Origin of the sequence: Microcoleus vaginatus HSN003 (genome assembly GCF_022701255.1) — a bacterium.
Lineage (GTDB): Bacteria > Cyanobacteriota > Cyanobacteriia > Cyanobacteriales > Microcoleaceae > Microcoleus > Microcoleus vaginatus_B.
In genome coordinates, this window is sequence record NZ_CP031705.1 from 4,900,146 (window position 1) to 4,922,839 (window position 22,694).

The following is a 22,694-nucleotide window of genomic DNA, read 5'->3' on the forward strand; positions in this document are numbered from 1 at the left end:
TTTTAACCGAATAATTCAACTATACTATTTGTGCATAGGTTTATATTCCTCTAGCAGGAAACTAGGGAAATCAGTATGATTGTCGATAGAACTCGCGATAAGATTAGCGATCCAGCTACAAACTACCGAGGCAATATTTTAATTGTTGATGATTTGCCTGATAACCTGCGTCTTCTCAGGGATACTTTGAGCGCAGAGGGTTATAAAGTTCGCAGTGCTATAACAGGGACAATGGCGCTCAGAGCTGCCCAATTGCCATCGACGGAGCTAATTTTACTCGATATTAAATTGCCTGATATTGATGGTTATGAAGTGTGTAAAAAATTAAAGGCTGACCAACGCACCGCTGACATTCCAATAATTTTTTTGAGCGCACTAAATGAAACTTTTAATAAGGTTCAAGGGCTGGCTGCGGGAGGGGTAGATTATATTGCTAAGCCATTTCAAGTCGAAGAAGTATTAGCTCGTGTCGAAACCCACCTAACTATCGGAAGGCTGCAACAAAGACTCCAAAACCAAAATTTACTTTTATTGAAAGAAATTGAAGAACGGCAACGTCTCGAAGAGTCTCTCTTTGCCGAAAAGGAATTGGCTCAAGTGACACTGCAATCAATTGGTGATGGGGTTATTACTACAGATGCCCAAGGTAATGTGACATATTTCAATCCTATAGCTGAGCGGCTGACAGGCTGGAAAACTCATGAGGTTCAAGGAGTTCCTTTTTCTACAGTCTTCCTAATTGTCGATCAAGTAACGCGAGAGCCAGTAGAGAATCCTATAAACAAGGCTCTATTAGAAGAGCGAATTGTGGGCTTAGCTAACAATACTATTCTGATTGCCCATGATGGAACCGAGTATCCCATTGCTGACTCGGCCGCACCGATTCGAGACCGCCAAGGTCAAATTATTGGGGCAGTCATGGTCTTTCATGATGTTACTGAGTCGCGCTATCTCACCCGTCAACTCTCTTGGGAAGCGAATCACGATGCCCTGACGGGGTTAATCAACCGTCGAAGATTTGAGGAGGAGCTAGTCGAGGCGATCGCCTCTGTTGAAGATAGCAATCAGCAGCATGCTCTCTGTTATTTAGATTTAGATCAGTTCAAAGTTGTTAACGATAGCGTAGGTCATATTGCTGGCGATGAGTTACTGCGCCAAATCACCGCACTTATTCAACAGGGAGTCCGTGCTAATGATATGCTGGCTCGCTTGGGAGGTGATGAATTTGGTATTTTGCTCACTCAATGTTCGATCTCTCAAGCAGCTCAGATTGCGGAAAACCTCAAAGACCTAGTACATCAGTTCCGGTTTATTTGGAATGGCAAAACCTTTATCATCGGAGTCAGCATTGGAGTTGTTGCTATTGACCAAACCAGCCAAGATTTGAGGGAGCTTCTGGGAGCGGCTGATGCAGCTTGTTATGCCGCCAAAGCCAGAGGCCGCAACTGTGTTCATATTTATCGTCTAGATGATAGCGAACTAATTAAACAACGTGGTGAGAGGCAGTTAATTTCCAAAATCAGCCGAGCGCTGGAAACCAATAGTTTTTGTCTCTACTACCAAAAGATTGTTTCTATTACCTCTAAACCATTAGTAGAGCATTATGAGATTTTGCTCAGAATGCGGGACGAAAATGGACAAATAGTATCTCCCAATGATTTTATTCCCGCCGCCGAGCGGTACGGCTTGATAACTGAGATAGATTGTTGGGTAATTGAAACTTTTTTCTCGAATTATCACAATTTGCCGGAGAAAGATGTTCTTACTCAAGGCTTGTATACGATAAATCTTTCTGGGGCTAGCATTAGTAACAAGCAGTTTCTGAGGTTTTTAATCGAACAATTTCCTCGCTACAAAGTCCCCCACAAACCATTGGTTTTGAAATCACGGAAACCGCAGCGATCGCAAATTTTGAGGAAGCCAGATATTTCATAAGCGAGCTCAAAAAAATTGGCTGTCGCTTTGCTCTAGATGATTTTGGCAGTGGATTGAGTTCGTTTGCGTATCTGATGAATTTACCAGTGGATTATCTAAAAATAGATGGAGCTTTTGTCAAAAATATTAGTCAGAATTTGATTTCTCAAGCGCTCGTTGAAGGCTTTAATAGTATTGCCCATGCGATGAATCTCGAAACTATAGCTGAGTTTGTCGAAGACGAGGCTATCTTAGAAAAATTGCGGGAGATTGGAGTAGATTATGCTCAGGGTTATGGGATCGGCCGCCCTGTTCCTATTAATTTTAATCGCTAGCGATCGCACTCAGGCAGCGAACCCATTGCCTCACGCCTGCGCCCGGTATGCAGGCTTCCAAGAGTCGATCGCCCGCTGCTACAAGGGTGACTCAATTTACTGTGTCACATTGAGATCGAATGTGCTGTAATTGTAAAGGATTGAGTGTTCTATTGGAAATAAACCGGAAAATTTGCCATGAAAGCAGTTGCGTTCGATCGCTACGGTTCAGCCGAGGAATTGCGGTACCGAGAGTTGGAAAAGCCGATCGCCAAATCCAACGAATTGTTAGTGCGAGTTCGCGCTAGCAGCGTCAATCCCGTAGACTGGAAAATCCGGCAAGGACATCTGCAACTATTAACAGGATTTAACTTTCCTCGAATTGTCGGTTCTGATATATCGGGAGTTGTCGTGGAAGTCGGCCGGGAAGTCACCAAATTTCAACCCGGAGATGAAGTTTATACTTTCTTAAATCCCATGAGTGGGGGTGCTTGTGCGGAATACGCTGTTGTGGCAGAATCGGATGCGGCAATTAAACCGAAAAACATCACTCATGCAGAAGCAGCAGCAGTACCGATCGCAGGTTTAACTGCTTTGCAAGCGCTCAGGGATTTGGGTCAAATTCAAGCAGGAAACAAAGTATTGATTAACGGCGCTTCCGGCGGAGTCGGCACTTTTGCCGTGCAAGTTGCGAAAGCAATGAATGCAGAAGTAACGGGAGTTTGCAGTGCTAAAAACATAGAATTTATCAAGACTTTGGGAGCAGATTTTGTCCTGGATTACGCGGAAGTTGACTTTACTCAACAAACACAAAAATATGATATAATTTTAGATGCTGTGGGAACAAAAACATTTTCTGAATGCGAAAAAGTGCTGCAACCAGAGGGAGTTTATATCTCGACTTTGCCAAGTTTCGAGAACCTCGCACCGATGTTAACGAGCTGGTTTTTATCGGGTAAAAAAGCTAAATTCATTCTAGCCAATGCCAATCCCAGCGATTTAGGGGCTTTGCGGGAGTTAATAGAATCCGATAAAGTTGAGCCGATTGTCGATCGCACTTACAGCTTACAAGAAGTAGCAGCAGCCCACGCTTACAGCGAAACGGGCCGCGCGATCGGCAAAATTGCGATCGTGATTGAGTAATGAAGGCACGACACGGATTTTGACACCGCTACAGGGATTAATTATCGATCGTTCCTTCTGCTGCTGAAGTCAGAATAAAGAATGAAGAAGGAAGTCGGAGCAATTATGAAATAACTATTCTCAATTTCCAATTTCCAATTAATTACCACTTTCCAATTAGCCCTTCCCTCTTCCCAGTTACCCCTTACCAATTACCCATTCCCTATGACTTCTCCCTCAAACTTGGAGACATCCGAACAAGGTTCCGACAACAACCTCGAAGCAATTAGCCCGGAAAACAGCATTGCACCAATGGCAGGCGGTGTGCTGGGTTCCCGCAACCTAGAAAACGAATTTCTCGACGAACTTCCCGACGAAGTTGAGATGTCTTTATTCGACCATTTAGAAGAATTGCGCCAGCGACTTTTCTACTCGCTAATTGCAGTAGCAATCGCAGTAATTGGTTGCTTTTTCACCGTTAAACCCATCGTGCAACTGCTAGAAGTACCCGCCGGGCCCGTCAAGTTTCTGCAACTAGCTCCCGGCGAGTATTTCTTTGTTTCTATCGAAGTAGCCGGATACAGCGGTTTGCTGATCGCCACTCCGTTTATTTTTTACCAGATAGCGCTGTTTGTTCTCCCCGGCTTGACTCGCAAAGAACGCAGGTTGCTGGGGCCGGTGTTTTTCGGATCGAGTTTCCTATTTTTGGGCGGTTTAGTATTTGCTTACATCGCTTTGATTCCGGCGGCGCTCAACTTCTTTGTTACCTATGGAGCGGATGTTGTAGAGCAGTTGTGGTCGATCGACAAATACTTTAAATTTGTGCTGCTGTTAATGTTCAGCACCGGCTTAGCTTTTCAAATCCCGATTCTCCAAGTATTGCTCGGCGTTTTGGGCATAGTTTCTTCCAACCAAATGCTCTCCGGCTGGCGGTATGTAGTCTTGGGAGCGGCAGTTTTGGGAGCGGTGTTAACGCCTTCTACTGACCCTTTAACGCAAAGTCTTTTAGGAGGTGCGGTGCTGAGCTTGTATTTTGGCGGCGTTGGTTTGGTGAAGCTTTTAGGACGATGAGAATTAAGAATAGCAGACAATGTAAAAGTTACCGAACATCTGAATTTTAAAATTGTCTGCTATTTTTAGCCGAGATTGGGATTGTTGTCAACTTATCTTAAAAACATTGCTTCAGCTATTTTGAGGGCGAATGCCCTATTTACTTAAGTAAGGTTATAAACATTGTGTAAAGCTAAGCTTCTCAGCTATTTGAGTAAGTTGATTGTTTTATATGATAATCTTTGCTGATTTAGTGTCTGTTTGATAAGTTTTTAAAATAAAATATAAAATTCATATTAGCAAAGTTTAGTGTTAGGTGTCTGGGGTCAAGGTTTTGAGCCTTAATTCACACTATTCTTTAGGCGATCGGGCTGACCATCATAAGTTATTTTAATAAGTTAGTTTTTAAGGTTTACATGAAGATTTGAAACGAGCCGATCCTTAGTATTCGATCGAGAGATAACATACCAACACAGTGAAATTACTGAAAAAGAACGTAAAACTTCAGCAAGAGAGTCAACCTGGCTCACTGAAGTCTAGCTATATCTTTTGAGTTTCCTGGCTGCCTAAGATAGGAGACTTGTTGGTTTTTTGGGCGGATTTTTTAGTAAGTTCATTTGAAAAATCCACACTGTAGATTTTTACCTTTTTGACGGTTTCAGTTTCTTAATCTCAATCGGAAATTAAATATATGGCAACAAGAACTGGCACTCCTGGCCCTGACTACTTATTCATACCGGTTTTCTTTTTCCGGCCGCCTAATGACATCATCTATGGCCTGGCAGGAAATGACACTCTCTTGGGCTTGAAGGGCGAGGACACTCTCTATGGCGGGGAGGGTGATGACTGCCTTTATGGCGGGGTTGGCAATGACTTGCTCTATGGCGCGACTGGCAGTGACTCACTTGATGGTGGGACTGGCAATGATGGGCTCTCTGGCGGGGAGGATGATGACTCACTTGATGGCGGGACTGGCAATGACACTCTCTATGGCGAGGATGGTTATTACTCACTTGATGGCGGGACTGGCGATGATCTTCGCGTGGCCCATTTTCGCCCGGACGGTTCTGGCGGCGATGATTATCTCGTGGGTGGTTCTGGCAATGACTTGCTCTATGGCGGCTATCGCATCGACACAGTATCTTACACGAGTGCGAGAACTGGTATCAATCTTCAGTTGGAGCCCGTCGGCGACGGTTCTGGGTTAGGCAGGACTACCGATGGGTTGGGCGGTGTAGACTCGCTTTCGGGCCTTGAAGTCGTTATCGGTTCTAACTTCGACGACACCTTAGTTTTGGAGTTTAGACTAAGCACAAATTGACTCAGCTAACGCTGAGTGAAATTCTAGTGAATTTAGAAAGAGTTTTCTAAGGTTAAATTACGAATTTGGGAGAGTTTTGGAACCGACCTTTACCCTTTTTGACCACGGGATAGCGACATCTTTGAGCGCGCAGTTTACCGGATGACCATCCAGCCGATTTTCCTCGGGATTTGGGAGCAACAGCCGGACTCCCAATCCTAATTAAAAGTGGAAGCATTGATTGTGCAACCCTTCCAGGTGTCAATTCAGGGAGAGGCTTTTGCCAGGGTAGACGAATTTCCCTGACTAAATCTTGAGCTAACCATAATTGCCAAGTTAGCAATGGCATCAAATCACTCCATCGTTCACATTGTTCTGGAGTGCTTAGCTTCGGAATTGTCCAATGCAATGTTTGTTTCGCTAAGCGATACCAGTGTTCGATGGCAAAACGACGTAGATATAGTTGCCAAATTTCTGTAAGAGGTGGCATTTGAACACCAACCCAAACTAACCACAAAGGTTGAGTTTTTAATTGACCCGTTACAGTGTCTAAGCGTTCTACTAAAATCAGAGTCATCGGATGTTTGGGACTACCTCGGAAATGTAAGTTATCCCATGTTCTCAACCTGATTCGTCCGAGTTTCGGCTCAAGGGATTCCAGGGTTTGTTCTGGTTCCCACCAGCTTGAGGAGTCGTTAAGCTTAAACTGGTTTCCATGAATTTTTGGCCGTCCTCTACCACTATAGGCTGGGGGTGTTGACCATAAGCAACGATTGGAGCGAATACGCATTAGTTTATCAGCGGCGATCGCAGCAGTAGCTTTAACCAGAGGGGCGCACCCATACTCACTATCAAATAGGGCGATGGGTCTATTCTGAAGATATTCACAGACTTGTGCCAATTGTTCAGCGCCTTTACCGATTGGGTTGTCCCAACTGGTAATACGTTCGTGTCTTAATGGCAGCGCCCAACTCCCGCTAATCGTTGGTATCAGTGCGATCGTACTATATCCTTGACCGATACCAACAGGTATGCCGTGAGGTAAGGCTGTGGGTTGATGTTCATAGGTCCGTTCTTTGAGAGTAGGTGCATGGGGTCTCAACCATGCTGTATGATCGATCGCTAATACTGGACGTTCCACTTGTGACATCTGTTGGATATATAGTTGCATCAATTGGTCTCGGTCTGGTCTACAATCTTGCAGCGCTTCGTAGACGCTTGACCACTCACGCCGAAATAAGGGATTGAGGGCTAAATCTCCTAAACATGAGACGTGGCGAGTCGTCATTATCGCGTCTGCTAGTTCAAAGGTGGCGTCTTTGGCATTGCCGAGACATTCATAAGCTTGTTGACGAAATTCCCGTAATTGTTCAAACTTCATGGCAGGTAGATTTGAGATTTTTAGCTGAATTCTCAATCTTCTACCCTTACGCTGTCTGTTGAAACTATCGCAGACAGTTTTTTTTTGAGGTTGTCAGCCGAAGAGAACGTCAACGGTCGTCGGCATCTATGCTAGTGGTTGAGCCTCATAGCTCTTCACCAGCGACCATTGCCGTTCTTAAGTTGAAATCTAACCGTGCTTTAAGAGGTGCTTAGTCTAAACTCCAGTTAGTTGGCGGGAGCGACAATGAAACGCTCTTGGGCGGACGCGGTAATGACTCTTTGTCGGGTCGTGCTGGGAATGACTTGCTCAATGGTGGAGATGGCATCGACACAGTATCTTACAGTGGTGGAAGAGCGGGCGTCTATCTCCAGTTGGGGGCAGTCGGCGACGGGTCTGGGTTAGGTCGGGCTTCCGACGAGCTAGGTGGCATAGACTCGCTCTCCGGCATCGAAGTAGCGATAGGTTCTAGGTATAACGATACTCTCCTTGGTGGAGACGGCAGCGAAACGTTGATTGGCGGGGAGGGCGACGACTTATTGTTTGGCTTCAGCGGCGATGACTATCTCGTTGGTGGCAGCGGGGCTGACAAGTTTAGGCTTTGGAGGAGTTCGGGAATAGATACTGTTGCTGACTTCAAGCAAGGTGAAGATAAACTTTTGGTACGTTCTGGCGCTCCGTTTTTGGTAAGTTCTCGCTTTCCGTTTAGGGTACGTTCTCGCGCTCCGTTTACAGACATAATTTCTCAGTTGAATGGTTCAGATACCGAGATTCGTCAGAATGGCCAAATCATCGGAATTCTGAAGGGAGTTCAGATCACAATCACCGCCAGTGATTTGATTACTGGGTGATTGTATTATCTGCGTTGATCGGCGTTAATCTGCGGTTAAGAGTTCCAAGTTATTCTGGCTGTTGTTTCGGCAAAATATACCGCAGATAAACACAGCACAAAAATATAGCGACTCGGCCAAAAAATATAGAGACGCGATCGCCCGCGCCTCTATAATTACTAAAAGTTAAAATTCAACACCAAAGTTTTGTCAAAACTTTGACTACATCCGGAACTGTTCTACTTCGGGAGTATAGCCGATCGGCAAAACGTAATCCAGATTCTCGTGGGGACGAGCAATTATGTGATACGATAGCAACTTTCCGCCATCGACCTTTTTAACTGATTCAATTCCAGCAGCCACTGCTGCTTGCACTTCAGAAACATCTCCTCGCACTATAATTGTCCAGTAGGCGCGGGTTATTTTCTCATAGCGAACTAAAGTAACACTGGCTGCTTTCACCATTGAGTCCGCAACTTCTACTGCAGCGGGAAATCCTAAGACTTCAACCATTCCCAGTGCAACACCCATTACAACATTCTCCTAAATTTCACAAGATATCTGACACTCATTGTATGTGAAATTGTTGACAGAAATTGGTTCCGAGGATTTTGGTAAGCTAGAAGTCCGATCGCCCAAAATTAAAAAAGCCCCTCAAAAGCCCCAGGAACTGTTGCGGCATTTAAATCCAACAGCAGGAAGCGCGCCGGAAAGCCCGCCACACAGTGTGGCTTCGCACAGCAGAGTTCAGCGGAACCCTCGCACTCCGGTATCATTCGGATGTAGCTATCTGGTTTAGTACAGCCGAGCCAAGTGGGACACTCGCACTCCGGTATTATTCGGATGTAACTGGATTTGATATGACTGAGGACTAATAACTGAGGACTGATGAGTGATTCAAAACTCGTCTAGCAACCACTCCGAGGCTCTTTCACCCAAATCTAGAGGAACGCTGACAGCTTTACCCAAGCGGGGGCGATCGCGAGTAGTGACGATGTATTCTCTCACCTGTTCTGTGCTCCCCCAGCCGTTGAGGTAATTGGCCACCGCATCCAAATGCTCGAAATAATCAGCCTCCGTCATCGGAAAAGATGCCTGTTCTAAATATTTCCACATAACTTGCACAAAAATCTTGCCCCGTGTTCGCCGCAATCTGATATCGTAAGACTTTCCCCATTTTTCTAGCAGTAGTTGGTGTAAATCCTTGCCCGTCATGGTTGCTCCTGAGTTAATCCATTAAACAATAAAAGACAAAGTTCAAAAAATGTAATAATACTCTAATAAAGGCTGGAAGGCGCATTCTTAAAAGGAATTTTCGCGGCCTAAAATTTGTGCGAGCAGATTAACGGCAATTATCCTCCTTCCTCTGCACGTACAGGTTCGCTAACAGCTAACAAACAAACAAACGTAACTTAAAACCGTAAAGGCAGGTCATGGCTCAATCTTCTGCTGGAAATCCCGATGTTCCCGATATGGGGCGTCGCCAATTTATGAATTTGCTGACGTTCGGTACAGTCACAGGTGTGGCACTGGGCGCACTCTATCCCGTTGTCCAATATTTTGTTCCTCCGTCGAGTGGGGCAGTTGGTGGCGGAGTGACAGCTAAAGATGCTTTGGGTAACGACATCATCGTTAGCGAATATTTGGCTTCGCACCCTGCGGGCGATCGCAGCTTAGCCCAAGGTCTCAAAGGCGACCCCACCTATGTTGTGGTGAAAGAAGACCAATCTATCGCCGACTACGGCATCAATGCAGTCTGCACTCACTTGGGTTGCGTCGTGCCTTGGAATGTTAGCGAAAACAAGTTTATCTGTCCTTGCCACGGTTCTCAATACAACAATGAGGGCAAAGTGGTGCGCGGCCCCGCGCCTTTGTCTCTGGCCTTGGCCCACGCCACTGTCGCAGATGACAAGATCGCTTTTACAACTTGGACTGAAACAGATTTCCGCACCGGCGAAGCACCTTGGTGGTCTTAAACTATTTTGGATTTGAGATTTGAGATTTTAGATAGGGGGTGAATGGTGAAAACCACAGATAAGTGCATCCCTAAAGCAGTCTAATAATCCAAAATCCAAAATCCAAAATCCAAAATCCAAAATCCAAAATCCAAAATTGTCTGACCTTTGAGATTGAATACTCTAATGCCACAAACTAATTTATCTGCGATATTTCGCCGCAGTGCCAGGACGATCGCGAAAACAGCCTTAATTGCGATCGCAGCTGCAGGATTTTTCCTCACCAGCGACATCGCACTTCCCCAAGCAGCATTTGCTTACCCTTTCTGGGCTCAGCAAACAGCACCCGCTACTCCCCGCGAAGCAACAGGCCGCATTGTCTGCGCTAACTGTCACCTCGGTGCAAAAGTGACTGAAGTTGAAGTGCCGCAATCTGTTTTACCTGACACAGTGTTTGAAGCTATTGTCAAGATTCCCTACGATACTAGCGTGCAACAAGTTGTCGGCGACGGCAGCAAAGGTGGCTTGAATGTCGGCGCAGTTGTGATGTTGCCCGAAGGTTTCAAGATTGCTCCCGAGGACAGAATTCCCGAAGAAATGAAGGAAAAAGTCGGCGATCTTTACTTCCAACCTTACAGCGAAACCCAAGAAAATATTCTTTTAGTGGGCCCAGTGCCGGGAGAACAGTACAAAGAATTGGTATTCCCAGTTTTGTCGCCGAATCCGGAAACTGACAAGTCCGTTCACTACGGCAAATACCAAATTTATGTTGGTGGCAACCGCGGTCGCGGTCAGGTTTATCCTACTGGCGAAAAGAGCAATAATACTGTTTACAATGCTTCGGTAGCTGGCAGCATTTCTAAGATTGCTCAACCTGAAGATGGCGGTTATCAAGTGACAATTCAACCTGCCGAAGGTGCAGCGGTTGTTGAGACGATTCCTGCCGGGCCAGAACTGATTGTTTCCGAAGGACAAACAGTTGCAGCAGGCGAACTTTTGACGAACAATCCTAATGTGGGCGGCTTCGGTCAAAAAGACGTGGAGATCGTGCTGCAAAGTGCCGATCGAGTTAAAGGATTGATGGCTTTCGTGGCTTTGACCATGCTGGCTCAAATTCTGCTGGTTCTCAAGAAGAAACAGGTCGAAAAAGTTCAAGCTGCTGAAATGAATTTCTAAATGCGGCTGTAATTAGTTGGGTAAGGTGCTCTGTGCACACCCAACTGTTAGGTAAGTAGGGCGGGGAATACCCGCCTTATTCTTTGATAAATAACCAGTAAAATAATGTTAATTGATGAGAAAATAGTTGAAGTAGGCTCGCTGAAATGGTTTTATCGGGAAACAAATCCGGTTAACGCCACTGGTAAACTGCCCGTACTGCTGCTGCACGGTTTGCCGTCCCAGAGTTTTACCTGGACTGTAATGATGCCGGATTTGGCTGCACAGGGATTTAGATCGATCGCCCCAGATTGGGTGGGCTACGGGCGATCGACAAAACCAGACAAACGCGACTTTGCCTACACTCCCGATGCTTTTGTTGACGCCCTCTCTGGCTTTATTCAAGCTATAGAATTAGACCGATTTTACCTCGTTGTCCAAGGATTTTTAGCTTCAGCCGGCATTCAATACGCTTTACGCAATCCCGATAAAATTGAGCGTCTAGCCATCATAAATACACCAGTTTCACCTGATATCAAATTGCCTTGGAAAATGCAGCAGTTGGGACTGCCTTTTATTGGCGACATGATGACGCAAGACCCGCTTTTGGTTGACAGAACTCTCGAAGGCGGCAGCCGCCAGACAATATCAGACAAGGATTTAGATGTTTACCGCGGCCCGTTTTTGAAGAGTTCGGATGCAGGTCGATCGCTGATGAATACTGTCCGCAATATTCAATTGCCGCAGTCAATGGCCGAAATTGAATCCGGCTTGAAAGGATGGACTCGACCAACTTTATTTGTCTGGGGTTTGACAGATCCTTGGCTGAGTGTTGAACCTGTTCAAAAGCTAGTCGGTTCCCTGCAAAATGCAGAGTTAGTCACACTGGAACAAGCGGGGCATTATCCTCAAGAACATTGGTCAGACAAAGTTGGCAATTCTGTGATCACTTTTCTGCGCCGCCAGGAGGTAAAATAATATTTTGTACATAACTCTCGGTGCTAGGTCAGTGAACCAGCTCCTCACCGAGCTGCATTCCCAGCCTCTTCCTGAGAACGAGAAATCTAAAATCTAAAATCTAAAATCGATATGACTCGTCCCCGTTCAATTTTTGCCTTGATGATGGCGTTTTTGATGGCTTTTCTGGTTAGTTGCAGCAGTGTCGAAGCAAAAGTTCCAACGACTTACACAGCAGCCCAGACCCAGCAAATTCAGCGCTATGTTCCTACCCTGACAGAGTTCCGATCGCGCATGGATAGACTGGGAACCCTAATTCAACAACGGAATTGGGTTGATACCAGAACTTACATTCACGGGCCTCTAGGCGACTTGCGGAACACCATGAAAACCGTCTCTGCGAGTTTGTTGCCTAGTTCTAAACAACAAGCTGTTGATTTAACTAAGAGTTTGTTTACCGATTTGGTTAACATTGATCTTGCTGCTAAAGAGCTTGACTATGCAAAAGTCACGACCAGCTATCAAAAAGCTGTCAATGATTTCGATAGCTTCTTGCAGCTACTTCCTAAAGCTTAATAGCTTTAGGGCTTGGCAATGGATTGGTGTCAAATTAAGACTGAAACCCATAATAAATATCGCTTGTAGTCGAGTCTAGATCCCCCCTAACCCCCCTTAGTAAAGGGGGGACAAGAGTATTCAAACTCCACCTTAAAAAGGGGAAAGAGCATCCAAAGTCCCCCTTATTAAGGGGGATTTAGGGGGATCGAGACTTCGAGACAAACGATAAAAACATAGGGTTTTACTGTTAATTTGACACGCTTTGCGCTCAGAACCCTACCAGAAACTTCTATAAAATCTAAAATCTAAAATCTAAAATTGAATGGTTCGCGTTGCAATTATTGGTTGCGGTATTATTGGGGCTTCAATCGCCTTTGAACTCAGTCAATTTCCCGAACTAAAAGTTACTGTGTTCGACAAACAGCCGCCGGCACAAGCTTCTACTGGCGCGGCACTCGGTGTTTTGATGGGAGTTATCAGCCACAAAACTAAGGGTAGAAATTGGCAGTTGAGGGAAACCAGCCTTCAGCGCTACGAAACTTTGATTCCCGAATTGGAAGCAGTTACGGGGCGAAAAATTCCTTTTAACAAACAAGGAATTTTGATGCTTTGTTCGGAGGGAGAGGATTTAAGTAAGTGGGAAAAATTGATAGCAACTCGCCGTTCTCAAGGTTGGGAATTGGAACTTTGGGATGTGGAACGAGTGCGTGATCGCTGCCCTCATCTCTCTTTAAACGATCGCATTATTGCTGCGATTTATTCGCCTCAAGACCGGCAAGTCGATCCGACGGCGCTAACTTTGGCTTTGGTTGATGCTGCTGAACGAAATGGGGTAATTTTTGAGTTTGGCGTGGAAGTTGAAGGAATTACTGAGTTGAATTCTCAGGTGTCTCAGATTCAACCCCCATCTTCCATTACTGTCAATATGTCTTGTGGAACAGGCATCTTGCCTGTTATTGAAAATTTCGATCGACTAATTGTGGCCGCTGGTTTGGGTTCTGCTGCTGTGACAGCATCGTTAAATCAGTTGGTTGACATTCGCCCAGTGTTGGGACAAGCGCTGCATTTGCGATCGGCCAAGCCTTTAGGAAACCCGGATTTTAGGCCAGTAATTACTTGCGATGACGTTCACATTGTGCCTTTGGGAAATCAGGAATTTTGGGTGGGGGCGACGGTGGAGTTTTCCGAAAATGGCGGGGAAATTCAGGCGAATGCTGATATGTTGGCGCAAGTGATGGCGCGGGCGAGTTTGCTTTGTCCGGGCTTAGCAGAAGCTGAAATAATCAGGAAATGGTCTGGATTGCGCCCGCGGCCGGAAGGGCGGCCGGCCCCAGTTATCGAGACGCTTCCCGGTAACGATCGCGTTCTCATCGCCAGTGGCCACTATCGCAACGGTGTTCTGCTGGCCCCTGCAACAGCGCGATCGATTCGAGAAATGATTTTGCAATAATTAACAAATCTTAATACAATCAAGATAGCCATTCATATCTTACATTAAAAAATGTCCGACAAACCTTTAGGTAAGCCGCGCTCTTTGTGGCGAGTAATTTTGCTGTCTGGAGTCAGCTTGCTGCTATATTACGGATGGTACAAATGGATTATTCAAGAAGAATTGCGTCGCTATAACGGCAGCGGTTGGTCTGGAACTCTTTGCTTGCTTCCCTTTGTTTTAGGAGTAGCCGTCCCCCAAGCTTTGCGGATATTTGACCCTGACGTTCCCGGATGGTTTGGTTGGTTTTCCCTCCTCGGTATTGCCTGGATTTATATCGTGCAGTTCAAACTTTACAACACAGTTAATGAATTGTACCGCCAAGAAGGAATCAAAGAACCGCTAACAGTTTGGTGGATTTTTGTACCTGGTTTAAATTTAGTTGTAGGCTTGCGGCAAATTCACTTTTTGAGTCAGTTTTGGGCGAGAAAACAGGGAATTGAAGTTAAGGATAACTTAGCCGAAAGCATTCCTTTTCTGTCAGCTAACGCTTAAGGGGAAATTTTTTACACTGATATCATAAGTTTGTAGGGTGCGTCAGTAATCATAGCTCGATTTTCCAATCATTTACCTGACGGAGGTACCCTACAAGTTTATACTAAGAGTAAAAAGTGGTTTGACGCGCGAATTAGGGCGGTAAGATGCGCCTCGCCGCACATTAGATAATTAGGTTCTGCATCCATGACTGAATCACCAAAACAGATTCGGCAAATCCGCAAGAATGAGTTTGAGTTCCGGTTCATTAACCCGCTTAATTGCTTTAGGAATACTTACCCACTGCCGCTTTCTCTTGCTAGCTTCCGGCCAATTTTCTAGAACTGCGTACACTTGCATTAAAAATACTTCTACCTGACAAGTATAGCCCGACTTTTGATACTCGTAAGTTCCCAGCAAATCCGGGAACACTTTACCCAACAAACCTGCTTCTTCCCAAGCTTCCTTGGCGGCGGAATCTTGGGGAGTCATGTCAGGTTCAATTAATCCTTTAGGAATCACCCAACGCTTGCTAGCGGAAGAAGTAATCAGCATTACTTCAATTTCTCCGTCTTCAATGCGATAGGGAATTACCCCCGATTGCTCAATCAGTAAAGCGGTTTTTATACTCATGATGTATGCAATATGTCTGGGTGCAAAAGTTGCTGCAACCTCATGAACTGTTTACCACTAAAAAATAAACCTTGCATCCTGATGCTAGATGAGTCCGGATTTGAGACAAGAACAAAATGGGGAATAGAGATATTTAGCTTTTAGACTTTGTGGAAAGTAGCAAATTTAAATGCACTCCCGCTGAACAATAATATTATTATAATAAGCGCGCGCAATCCTCTACCTACAAGCAGATAAAAGCCGATCGCCAATATCGGCTTTTATCTGCGTTGGTAGGATTTTACACCTAATCTTTCTTCGCCTTAGCCTCCAAATTTTCCATCCGACTCCTCAAATCTTGATTCTCCTTTTTCACCTGGTCTAATTCCTCCCGCAACTGCTTTACCGCTGCATCAGAACCAGCATTTTTCTGCACTCTTTGCACAGCTTCATCAGCCATGCGGCGAACGCGACCATCGGGAGTTTGGTCAGCTAAAGAACGCAAAATGCGAATTGCTTTGCGAGTTTGCATTTGTCCTAGTCCCGCTACTACAGAGACTTGAGTCAAGAAAAAAGTCTCTTTAGATAATTCTGCCAATCGCTGCAAAATCCGTTCTAAATTGACCTTGGTTTGACCAGTCGAAATTGTGCCCAAAGATCGAATTGCAGCCAAGCGCAAAGCTTGCGGAGTACCGGCGGCTGTGTATTTCAAAATTAGATTCAGCGCATCTTCAGAAGTTTTCATCTGCGCCAAACCTGCGATCGCACCCGATCGCACAACCTCATTCCAGCCCTGACGCTCTTTCAGCACCAATTTTAACTCTTTCAGTACCTGTTCGTCGGTCGGTTTTTCGTCGGGGTTAGCCCCTGCAATGGAGCCCATAGCACTCGCTGCTGCTGCTTCTACGTAATAGCTGTCGTCGCCTTTTTCGACGATCGATCTTAGCGCTTTATAAGTTTCGTGAGTTTGGATTTTACCCAGCGCATTCACCACAGCACGACGCACACGAGCATCTTTATCTTTTAAACCACTTACTAAACCTTCAAAAACTTGGTCGAGTTTAATTTCAACTAACTGACCGGCAACTTCCGCCCGCACTGCCCAAAACGGCTCTTTGTTGAGAACTTCTGATAGCGTTTTCACTGCTTCCAGTCCTCCCTTTTTCGCCAAAGCTTGGGCCGCGTAAATCCGGGAAACCGGGTCTGGATCGAACTGCAACTGAGCTTTGAGCTCCGCAACTCCATACTCTAAAGCAACTGTTTTTAAGTAACTATTGCCGACATCGAAACTGATAAACGCCGGCTTCTCTTCTAGGGGGAAATAGAAGCTTTGCTCGCGTTCGTATATTCTGACTGTGAAAGTTTTTAGGTTAGCAGTAGAACGTGAATAACTGTTATCTTCTGCATCTTTTTCCGGCTTGTAACCGAAGCCGATCGGAATTTTTAGGTCAAAGACATCTTTGCTGTTGCCGTTGTCATTTTTGCTATCTTTTACCTGAGTTTGGGTAACAGTAACTTTTGCTAATTTGCTGTCGCCATCCCAGGAATAACCAACTTTATAATCTGGATGACCGCCACGATAAACGTACTGGTCAAACAAAAACATGAGATTGCGACCAGTAGCCTTTTCTATCGCCCTGAGCAAATCGATCGTTTCTACAGTTTTGTGAGCGTTATCCCGCACAAAAGTGTGAATTGCTTTGTAAAATAATTCGTCGCCCAACTCGGCGCGAATCATGTGATAGACGCAAGCGCCTTTTTCGTACAAATGGCGATCGTACAATTCAATTGCTTCGCGGTAAACGTGAGTAACGATCGGGCGCCGATAGCGGGAACTGTCTTCAGCCAAATAATTACGGGCTTCATTTAACATATAGTAAGCCGCGTCTTCTTTGCCGTATTCTTTGTCAGTCCACAGCACCTCAGAATAAGAAGCCATGCCTTCTTTTATCCAAGCATGAGACCAATGTTTAATTACTACTAAATCACCGAACCACTGGTGAGCCAATTCGTGGGCAACTAAGCTTTCAGTGCCTCGATTGTCGAGGGTGGCACGTTCATCTAACAAGCACCTATCTGTTAGCAAAGTTGTGGAAGTATTTTCCATACCGCCGAAGATGAAATCATCGACGCAGACTTGAGCGTATTTGGGAAAAGGGTAAGGATAGCCAAATGCTTCAGAGAAGAATTCAATCATTTGAGGCGTTTTGCCCATGCTGCGCTTAGCGTCTGCTTCGCGGCTTCTTTCCACGTAATAATTAACTGGTTTGCCGTTCCATTCGTCTTTGATTTCGGCGAAATCTCCGACTGCTAAGGTCATTAAATATGTCGGGTGTACCTGGGTTTGCGACCAGTGATAAATTTTATCGTCGCCTTCGTTTTTTGTACTAATTAATTCGCCGTTGGAAATAGCAAAGAGTTGTCTCGGAACTTGCACTCGAATTTCCGAAGTAGCAAGTTGTCCAGGATAGTCGAAACAGGGAAACCAGAAACGGGAATCTTCGTCTTCGCCTTGAGTCCAAACTTGTGTTGGTTTGTCTGGATAGTTTTTGTCCGGGCCGACGAAATAGAGGCCGCGCTGGGGTTTTTCGACCGAGTATTCGATCGCAATTGTAATTGGTTGGTAAGCTTCGGTTGGTTCGTGTAGTTGAATTTGCAGCACTTCGCCATCGCTGTCGAAATTTTGCTCAATTTCGCCGACTTTTACTGATTTGATATTTAGGTTTACAGCATCTAAGGTTAATTTGTCAATACCGCTGCGGACTGGATTGATGCGGATGCTGCAAGTGCCACGAAAGCTTTGTTTGGGAATATTCAGCACTAAGTCGAGGAAAATGTGCTCTACTTGACCAGGGCGATCGGGGTTGTAATGCGGCCGAGCACCGGGCATCTCGAAGGATTTGTGACCGTTTTCAGAATCAAAGTAAGTGTGTGACATTGTGATGGCAAAGTTGTGAGTCGATCGGCGATCGCTGGCAGGGCAGATCCGGCTGAAGTGCCAGCTTATTATAGAGTAGCGCGTCCTAGCTGCTGTTGTCGCTAACTTGTTAAAAACTGCGTCGATCATTGACTGAAGGGAAAATATGATTTTTTCGCTACAATATCAGCAAGGCTAATGTCTGTAATCATCAGCCTGCAATTGAAATTCTGAGGGAAATCTGTATGACAGCTACACTATCAGTTCCCAATTCCATCGAGTCTTGGCTTGGCGACGAAGCCGAAGACTTGCTCACCCATCAAGCGAAAGTTTCTAAAGATTTGTTGCACCTGCCGGGGCCGGATTGGGTCGATCGCATTTTTGCTCAAACCGATCGATCTCCCCAAGTTTTGCGATCGCTTCAGCAACTCTATTCTAGCGGACGCTTGGCAAATACCGGCTATTTATCCATCCTGCCAGTAGACCAAGGAATTGAACACTCGGCCGCCGCTTCTTTTGCACCGAATCCCATCTATTTTGACAGCGAAAACATCATTAAATTAGCAATTTCTGCTGGCTGCAATGCTGTCGCGACAACGCTGGGAGTTTTGGGGAGCGTATCTCGTAAATACGCGCATAAAATCCCTTTTATTGTCAAGCTCAATCACAACGAGTTGCTGACTTATCCCAATCAATACGACCAAATAATGTTTGCGACCGTCGAGCAAGCTTGGAATTTAGGAGCAGTGGCAGTGGGCGCAACAATTTATTTTGGTTCCCCGGAATCGACGCGACAAATCCAAGAAGTCAGTCAAGCTTTTGCACACGCTCACGAATACGGAATGGCGACAATTTTGTGGTGCTATCTCCGCAACGATATCTTTAAACAAGACAAAGATTATCACATTGCGGCAGATTTGACAGGTCAAGCCAACCACTTGGGAGTGACAATTCAAGCTGACATTATCAAGCAGAAATTGCCCGAATGCAATAACGGTTATGAAGCTGTGGCTAAAGCTAGCGGCCACAGTTACGGCAAAACAGACAAGCGCGTTTATTCGGATTTGACCACGGATCACCCGATCGATCTAACTCGCTATCAAGTGCTCAACTGTTATGCGGGAAGGATGGGTTTAATTAACTCCGGCGGTGCTTCCGGGAAAAGCGATTTTGCAGAAGCAATTCGCACGGCGGTAATCAACAAGCGCGCTGGCGGCTGCGGTTTAATTTCCGGTCGCAAAACTTTTCAGCGTCCTTTTGAAGAAGGCGTAAAATTGTTCAACGCCATTCAAGATGTTTATTTGTCGCCAGAAATCTCGATCGCCTAAAAATTTACCGCACAGAGATTGGCCTCAATATCACAACCTAAATGTAGGTGGACACGACCCACAAATCGTCGTAAACGTAGGGTGCACACTGTGCACCTTACGTGATTAAAATTTCTTAATCTAAGTTGCAACTTCGCTGTAGTATTAAACTAGCTGAACATATATACAGACACAGTATATAAATTTTAAAATGCCCCACAGCCTTGTTTTAAACCTGCTGCCAGTTGCACCAATTCCATCCCAGTTTTTAACGGGACGGCACCTCCACGCCTTATTTTTGAACCTTGTGAGTGCTGTAGACAGCGATTTGAGCGCATACCTGCACGACCAATCTCATGAAAAAGCTTTCACTTTAAGCCCTTTTCAAGTAAGCAGAAAAGAGGCTTACAAAAGCAGCACGCCCCAGCCACAAAAGAGAGTTTTGCCTTCGGCTTCCCGCACAATATCTCCGGCTGTACAGTGGGAACACAAGCAAGCAATTCAGGAAAACACGCCGATTTGGTGGCGAATTTCTCTGCTGGATGACGGTTTGTTCGATCGCCTAACTCAACTTTGGCAGCAACTTAATTTCGATATCCCTTGTCATCTCGGCCCGACAAATATATACATTACTAATATTTTGAGCGAACCGCAATCACACCAGCCTTGGGTAAACTTTTGTACTTACGCCGAATTGTTCGAGAGAGCTTCGGAAACTGAGCGCCAAATTGCTTTTACTTTTTGCACTCCTACTAATTTTCGGCAAGGTGTATATGATAGTGCTATGCCAACTCGTGAAAGTATTTTCGGCAGTTTAGCGAATCGCTGGAACAAGTACAGCACGATTGCGATCGAGCCTACTTTCACAGAAGCTATTTTCCCCAGTTTCTTCGAGATCCGAACCGAAGTTAGTACGGATTCTCGCAGTAAATTTATTGGCTGCGTCGGCGATATTAGTTACCGAATTATGGGAGATATAGCTCCTGCTACTATCAAGCAAATTAACACTTTAGCAGATTTTGCGCTTTACAGCGGAGTCGGGCGAAAGACGCCGATGGGTATGGGAATGACGCGCCGGTTGCAGGTTTTTTAATTATTCACTTTTCGGCTGAATTTCACTGACAATTTCATAAACATCAGTGTCTGGTATTTTCGCAAACAAAGGCGTCATCTGCTTCAATATTTCCTGATAAGCTTCGCTTTGATTGGCTGCCATATCTTCTACGCTTTCCCAAAAAATGATGGCAATACCTTTGTCTGTATTGGGCAATTGCAGCAAGTATGCTCCCTTAAAACCGGTGGCATAAGTTGCAACGGCTTTTTCAAAAAGTTGTTCTGCAGCTTCAAATTTTCCTGGTTTAAATTCGCCAATGGCAACGTAGGCAAACTGATGTCTGAGAAAGTCTAGAAATTCTGACATATCTTTTTCCTCACTTAATAGCGATACACCACGTTATATTTTACCCGATCGCCCGAAATTTGTGAACTTCACAGGTTGGAGTTTCGCGCTTAGCTCATCGGCGGATTTATTAATTACACGTAACTGCGATCGCCCTTCAAATAGAAACTTTTTGAGTCAGGCGGCTGGAATCTTTATTAAATAAACTGTTGAATGGCTGATTTTAGACGTTCACAATCCTAGGTAGCCCGGAGCGACTTCTACCGCTAGTACACAAGGTAAAGCTGCTGATAACTCAAGTCTTGTGTGTAACTGCGAGCATACACAAAGCCGTAAAAAGTTGCCAGTCAAAAGCGGTTTTTTGCAATAACCCTCTTGAATTCTTTAAAACTCACCTGTAACAATTATAACAGAGGCCTAAAAACAAAGTAAAGAGCCAGCTCAAACCAATGAAAAAAATATTAGTAATTGAAGACGATGATTTAATTCGAGAAACGGTATTAGAACTTCTGCAATCGCGCGGTTTTGAAGCTGTGGGTGCTGAAAACGGAAAAGTCGGTATCCAGTTAGCAGCCGAAATTCCCGATTTAATTTTGTCTGATGTCATGATGCCAGAACTAAACGGTTTTGAAGTATTCGCCGCCGTGCGATCGCACCCTGCAACCGCCAGCATTCCGTTTATTTTTATGACGGGTTCAGAAATGGAAACAGCGCTGGAACTTAAAGCAGACGGCTATCTCAAGAAACCTTGCAGTCTCGCAGAAATGCTCAGGGCGATCGCCACTCAACTAGAAAAATCGATAGTTACCAACCCCAAATATCAAAAAGTACAGGACAATTCTGCCCCTTCAACTCTTAGCTTGCGCGCCAGGAATCAAAAAGGTCGGTTTGAGATTGCCTCGGTTTGCTGGCAATGACACGCACAGTAACGTTATTGATACATAAGTTGAGGGAATTTCAAATTGGTTCCACCCAGGGGTGGCTTAGACTGGGTATGTTGAATTTGGTTAAATATTTATGAACGCACAACCCAAAGGCCGCCTAGTTTGGAATCACTCTACCCACCTTCCCGGTTTGATACCAATTTTAGAGCGCCTCACCCTAAAAATCGGCATTCAAACTGTCACTCCGGGCGTCATCAACAAAGTTAAAGGACACATCCCCCGCATGACATTAAGAGTGTCAGTACCCATCCGCGGGGGATTTAAAATCATCGCCAGACAGGGCAAAACCGTACAAGAAGTCTTTATATTAACCACTCTCAGTCAAGGGGACTTGGAAGAGACGATCGCCCAAACCCTACCCAAGTGACAATTTTTCCTTAGCAAGCAAAGCCCGGGCCCTAACCGAAGTAGTTTCATCGGTTTGGGCGATTTCCTCAAGCCTGGCGGAAACTTCGGCTAACCAATCCGGTTTAACAGTCGCAGCACCCGCCAAAGCTTGCAAACCCCCCGCTGCTGCGTAGCGAACCACCCATTCTGGATCACGGGACGCTTGCAGCAGCGTTTTCACCACGCGAAGTTGAGCATCGGCAATTTGTTCTGCCGGCATCAGTTCCCAGCAAATCGTCCCCAAACCCCTAGCGGCCGCCCGCCGCACGCTCAAAGCAAAGTCATTCGCTGCTGCATCAAGCAAAATCTCCAAACCCCTGGGGTCGCCAATTCCCGCCAACGCCCGCACAGCCCAAGCTCTCGCCCCGTAATTGTAGCCGTCAAGCTGTTCTAGAAGTGGCAGCACCGCAGGTTCTCCGAGTTGAATTAGCCCGTCAACGGCGGCCACAGCGGCGCCTGGGTTGTTGTAACCGAGCACTGTAATTAAGGTAGGAATTGCTTGTTTTGAGGAAGCTGCCGCCAGTGCTTTGACTGCGTTTAACAAGCCTTCGGAAGAATCTGCTTGTTCGACAGCCTGAATTAGTTCTAATGCCATTTATTTGTAAGCTTTACCGTGACCATTTTAATTG

Annotated in this window: 23 protein-coding genes and 1 pseudogene; 16 read left to right on the forward strand and 8 right to left on the reverse strand. The window is 45.5% G+C overall.

Annotated features, from left to right (window positions below):
• Nucleotides 1-75 precede the first annotated feature (75 nt).
• Nucleotides 76-2,249 (forward strand): annotated as a pseudogene (locus tag D0A37_RS21225) (EAL domain-containing protein).
• Between the two features lie 177 nt (nt 2,250-2,426).
• Entirely contained in the window at nt 2,427-3,371 is a 945-nt protein-coding gene (locus D0A37_RS21230; RefSeq protein ID WP_242717302.1) for an NAD(P)-dependent alcohol dehydrogenase, read from the forward strand.
• A gap of 41 nt (nt 3,372-3,412) precedes the next feature.
• Here D0A37_RS21230 and D0A37_RS21235 read toward each other — a convergent pair whose 3' ends face one another.
• Nucleotides 3,413-3,562 (reverse strand): hypothetical protein, encoded by a 150-nt coding sequence (locus D0A37_RS21235; protein ID WP_242717304.1) that lies wholly within the window; start codon nt 3,560-3,562, stop codon nt 3,413-3,415.
• Between the two features lie 13 nt (nt 3,563-3,575).
• On the opposite strand from D0A37_RS21235, the gene tatC reads away from it, so the two are divergent.
• Together tatC and D0A37_RS21245 are read left to right on the forward strand one after the other, a co-directional pair.
• Nucleotides 3,576-4,421 (forward strand): twin-arginine translocase subunit TatC, encoded by an 846-nt coding sequence (gene tatC, locus D0A37_RS21240; RefSeq protein ID WP_242717306.1) that lies wholly within the window; start codon nt 3,576-3,578, stop codon nt 4,419-4,421.
• A 670-nt stretch (nt 4,422-5,091) separates the two neighbouring features.
• On the forward strand, nt 5,092-5,721 hold the full coding sequence (locus tag D0A37_RS21245; RefSeq protein WP_242717308.1) for a calcium-binding protein: 630 nt from the start codon (nt 5,092-5,094) through the stop codon (nt 5,719-5,721).
• 52 nt (nt 5,722-5,773) lie between these two features.
• Here D0A37_RS21245 and D0A37_RS21250 read toward each other — a convergent pair whose 3' ends face one another.
• Nucleotides 5,774-7,081, reverse strand: coding sequence for an NF041680 family putative transposase (locus D0A37_RS21250; RefSeq protein WP_242716831.1), 1,308 nt, complete (start codon nt 7,079-7,081; stop codon nt 5,774-5,776).
• Nucleotides 7,082-7,338: 257 nt separating this feature from the next.
• Between D0A37_RS21250 and D0A37_RS21255 the strand changes: the two genes are divergently transcribed.
• Nucleotides 7,339-7,932 (forward strand): calcium-binding protein, encoded by a 594-nt coding sequence (locus D0A37_RS21255; protein ID WP_242717311.1) that lies wholly within the window; start codon nt 7,339-7,341, stop codon nt 7,930-7,932.
• Between the two features lie 201 nt (nt 7,933-8,133).
• Here D0A37_RS21255 and D0A37_RS21260 read toward each other — a convergent pair whose 3' ends face one another.
• Complete coding sequence (locus D0A37_RS21260; RefSeq protein ID WP_190740164.1) at nt 8,134-8,442, reverse strand: carbon dioxide-concentrating mechanism protein CcmK; 309 nt, start codon at nt 8,440-8,442, stop codon at nt 8,134-8,136.
• A gap of 46 nt (nt 8,443-8,488) precedes the next feature.
• Between D0A37_RS21260 and D0A37_RS21265 the strand changes: the two genes are divergently transcribed.
• Nucleotides 8,489-8,710: a hypothetical protein gene (locus tag D0A37_RS21265; protein ID WP_242717313.1), complete on the forward strand. Its 222-nt coding sequence runs from the start codon at nt 8,489-8,491 to the stop codon at nt 8,708-8,710.
• A 98-nt stretch (nt 8,711-8,808) separates the two neighbouring features.
• Here D0A37_RS21265 and D0A37_RS21270 read toward each other — a convergent pair whose 3' ends face one another.
• Nucleotides 8,809-9,126 carry a DUF3067 family protein gene (locus tag D0A37_RS21270; RefSeq protein WP_190661639.1) on the reverse strand — a complete coding sequence of 106 codons (318 nt, stop codon included), beginning with the start codon at nt 9,124-9,126 and terminating at the stop codon, nt 8,809-8,811.
• 218 nt (nt 9,127-9,344) lie between these two features.
• Between D0A37_RS21270 and petC the strand changes: the two genes are divergently transcribed.
• The 6 genes from petC to D0A37_RS21300 all read left to right on the forward strand — a co-directional run bounded on the left by petC (nt 9,345) and on the right by D0A37_RS21300 (nt 14,520).
• Nucleotides 9,345-9,887: a cytochrome b6-f complex iron-sulfur subunit gene (gene petC, locus D0A37_RS21275; RefSeq protein ID WP_242717315.1), complete on the forward strand. Its 543-nt coding sequence runs from the start codon at nt 9,345-9,347 to the stop codon at nt 9,885-9,887.
• A gap of 165 nt (nt 9,888-10,052) precedes the next feature.
• Nucleotides 10,053-11,042, forward strand: coding sequence for a cytochrome f (petA, locus tag D0A37_RS21280; RefSeq protein WP_242717317.1), 990 nt, complete (start codon nt 10,053-10,055; stop codon nt 11,040-11,042).
• A 105-nt stretch (nt 11,043-11,147) separates the two neighbouring features.
• A complete protein-coding gene (locus tag D0A37_RS21285; RefSeq protein ID WP_242717319.1) occupies nt 11,148-11,999 on the forward strand; it encodes an alpha/beta fold hydrolase in 852 nt (283 codons plus the stop codon).
• A gap of 111 nt (nt 12,000-12,110) precedes the next feature.
• Entirely contained in the window at nt 12,111-12,554 is a 444-nt protein-coding gene (gene psbQ, locus D0A37_RS21290) for a photosystem II protein PsbQ (protein WP_242717322.1), read from the forward strand.
• A gap of 304 nt (nt 12,555-12,858) precedes the next feature.
• Nucleotides 12,859-13,986, forward strand: a complete 1,128-nt coding sequence (locus D0A37_RS21295; RefSeq protein ID WP_242717324.1) for an NAD(P)/FAD-dependent oxidoreductase — start codon at nt 12,859-12,861, stop codon at nt 13,984-13,986.
• A 51-nt stretch (nt 13,987-14,037) separates the two neighbouring features.
• Entirely contained in the window at nt 14,038-14,520 is a 483-nt protein-coding gene (locus tag D0A37_RS21300; protein ID WP_006631243.1) for a hypothetical protein, read from the forward strand.
• A 195-nt stretch (nt 14,521-14,715) separates the two neighbouring features.
• Here the strand turns inward: D0A37_RS21300 and D0A37_RS21305 are convergent, their stop codons facing one another.
• Together D0A37_RS21305 and D0A37_RS21310 are read right to left on the reverse strand one after the other, a co-directional pair.
• Entirely contained in the window at nt 14,716-15,132 is a 417-nt protein-coding gene (locus tag D0A37_RS21305; protein WP_242717326.1) for an NUDIX hydrolase, read from the reverse strand.
• A gap of 286 nt (nt 15,133-15,418) precedes the next feature.
• Entirely contained in the window at nt 15,419-18,049 is a 2,631-nt protein-coding gene (locus D0A37_RS21310; RefSeq protein ID WP_242725682.1) for a M1 family metallopeptidase, read from the reverse strand.
• 224 nt (nt 18,050-18,273) lie between these two features.
• Between D0A37_RS21310 and D0A37_RS21315 the strand changes: the two genes are divergently transcribed.
• Nucleotides 18,274-19,356 (forward strand): class I fructose-bisphosphate aldolase, encoded by a 1,083-nt coding sequence (locus tag D0A37_RS21315; protein ID WP_242717328.1) that lies wholly within the window; start codon nt 18,274-18,276, stop codon nt 19,354-19,356.
• A 190-nt stretch (nt 19,357-19,546) separates the two neighbouring features.
• Complete coding sequence (cas6, locus tag D0A37_RS21320) at nt 19,547-20,428, forward strand: CRISPR-associated endoribonuclease Cas6 (protein ID WP_242717330.1); 882 nt, start codon at nt 19,547-19,549, stop codon at nt 20,426-20,428.
• Here the strand turns inward: cas6 and D0A37_RS21325 are convergent, their stop codons facing one another.
• Complete coding sequence (locus D0A37_RS21325) at nt 20,429-20,755, reverse strand: antibiotic biosynthesis monooxygenase (protein WP_242717332.1); 327 nt, start codon at nt 20,753-20,755, stop codon at nt 20,429-20,431.
• A 428-nt stretch (nt 20,756-21,183) separates the two neighbouring features.
• Between D0A37_RS21325 and D0A37_RS21330 the strand changes: the two genes are divergently transcribed.
• Both D0A37_RS21330 and D0A37_RS21335 read left to right on the forward strand, forming a co-directional pair.
• Complete coding sequence (locus D0A37_RS21330; protein WP_242717334.1) at nt 21,184-21,651, forward strand: response regulator; 468 nt, start codon at nt 21,184-21,186, stop codon at nt 21,649-21,651.
• Between the two features lie 100 nt (nt 21,652-21,751).
• Entirely contained in the window at nt 21,752-22,045 is a 294-nt protein-coding gene (locus tag D0A37_RS21335) for a DUF2103 domain-containing protein (RefSeq protein WP_242717336.1), read from the forward strand.
• Here D0A37_RS21335 and cpcF read toward each other — a convergent pair.
• Nucleotides 22,034-22,660, reverse strand: coding sequence for a C-phycocyanin alpha-cysteine-84 phycocyanobilin lyase subunit CpcF (cpcF, locus tag D0A37_RS21340; protein ID WP_242717338.1), 627 nt, complete (start codon nt 22,658-22,660; stop codon nt 22,034-22,036). The two genes, D0A37_RS21335 and cpcF, sit on opposite strands and share 12 nt — an antisense overlap.
• Between the last annotated feature and the right edge of the window lie 34 nt (nt 22,661-22,694).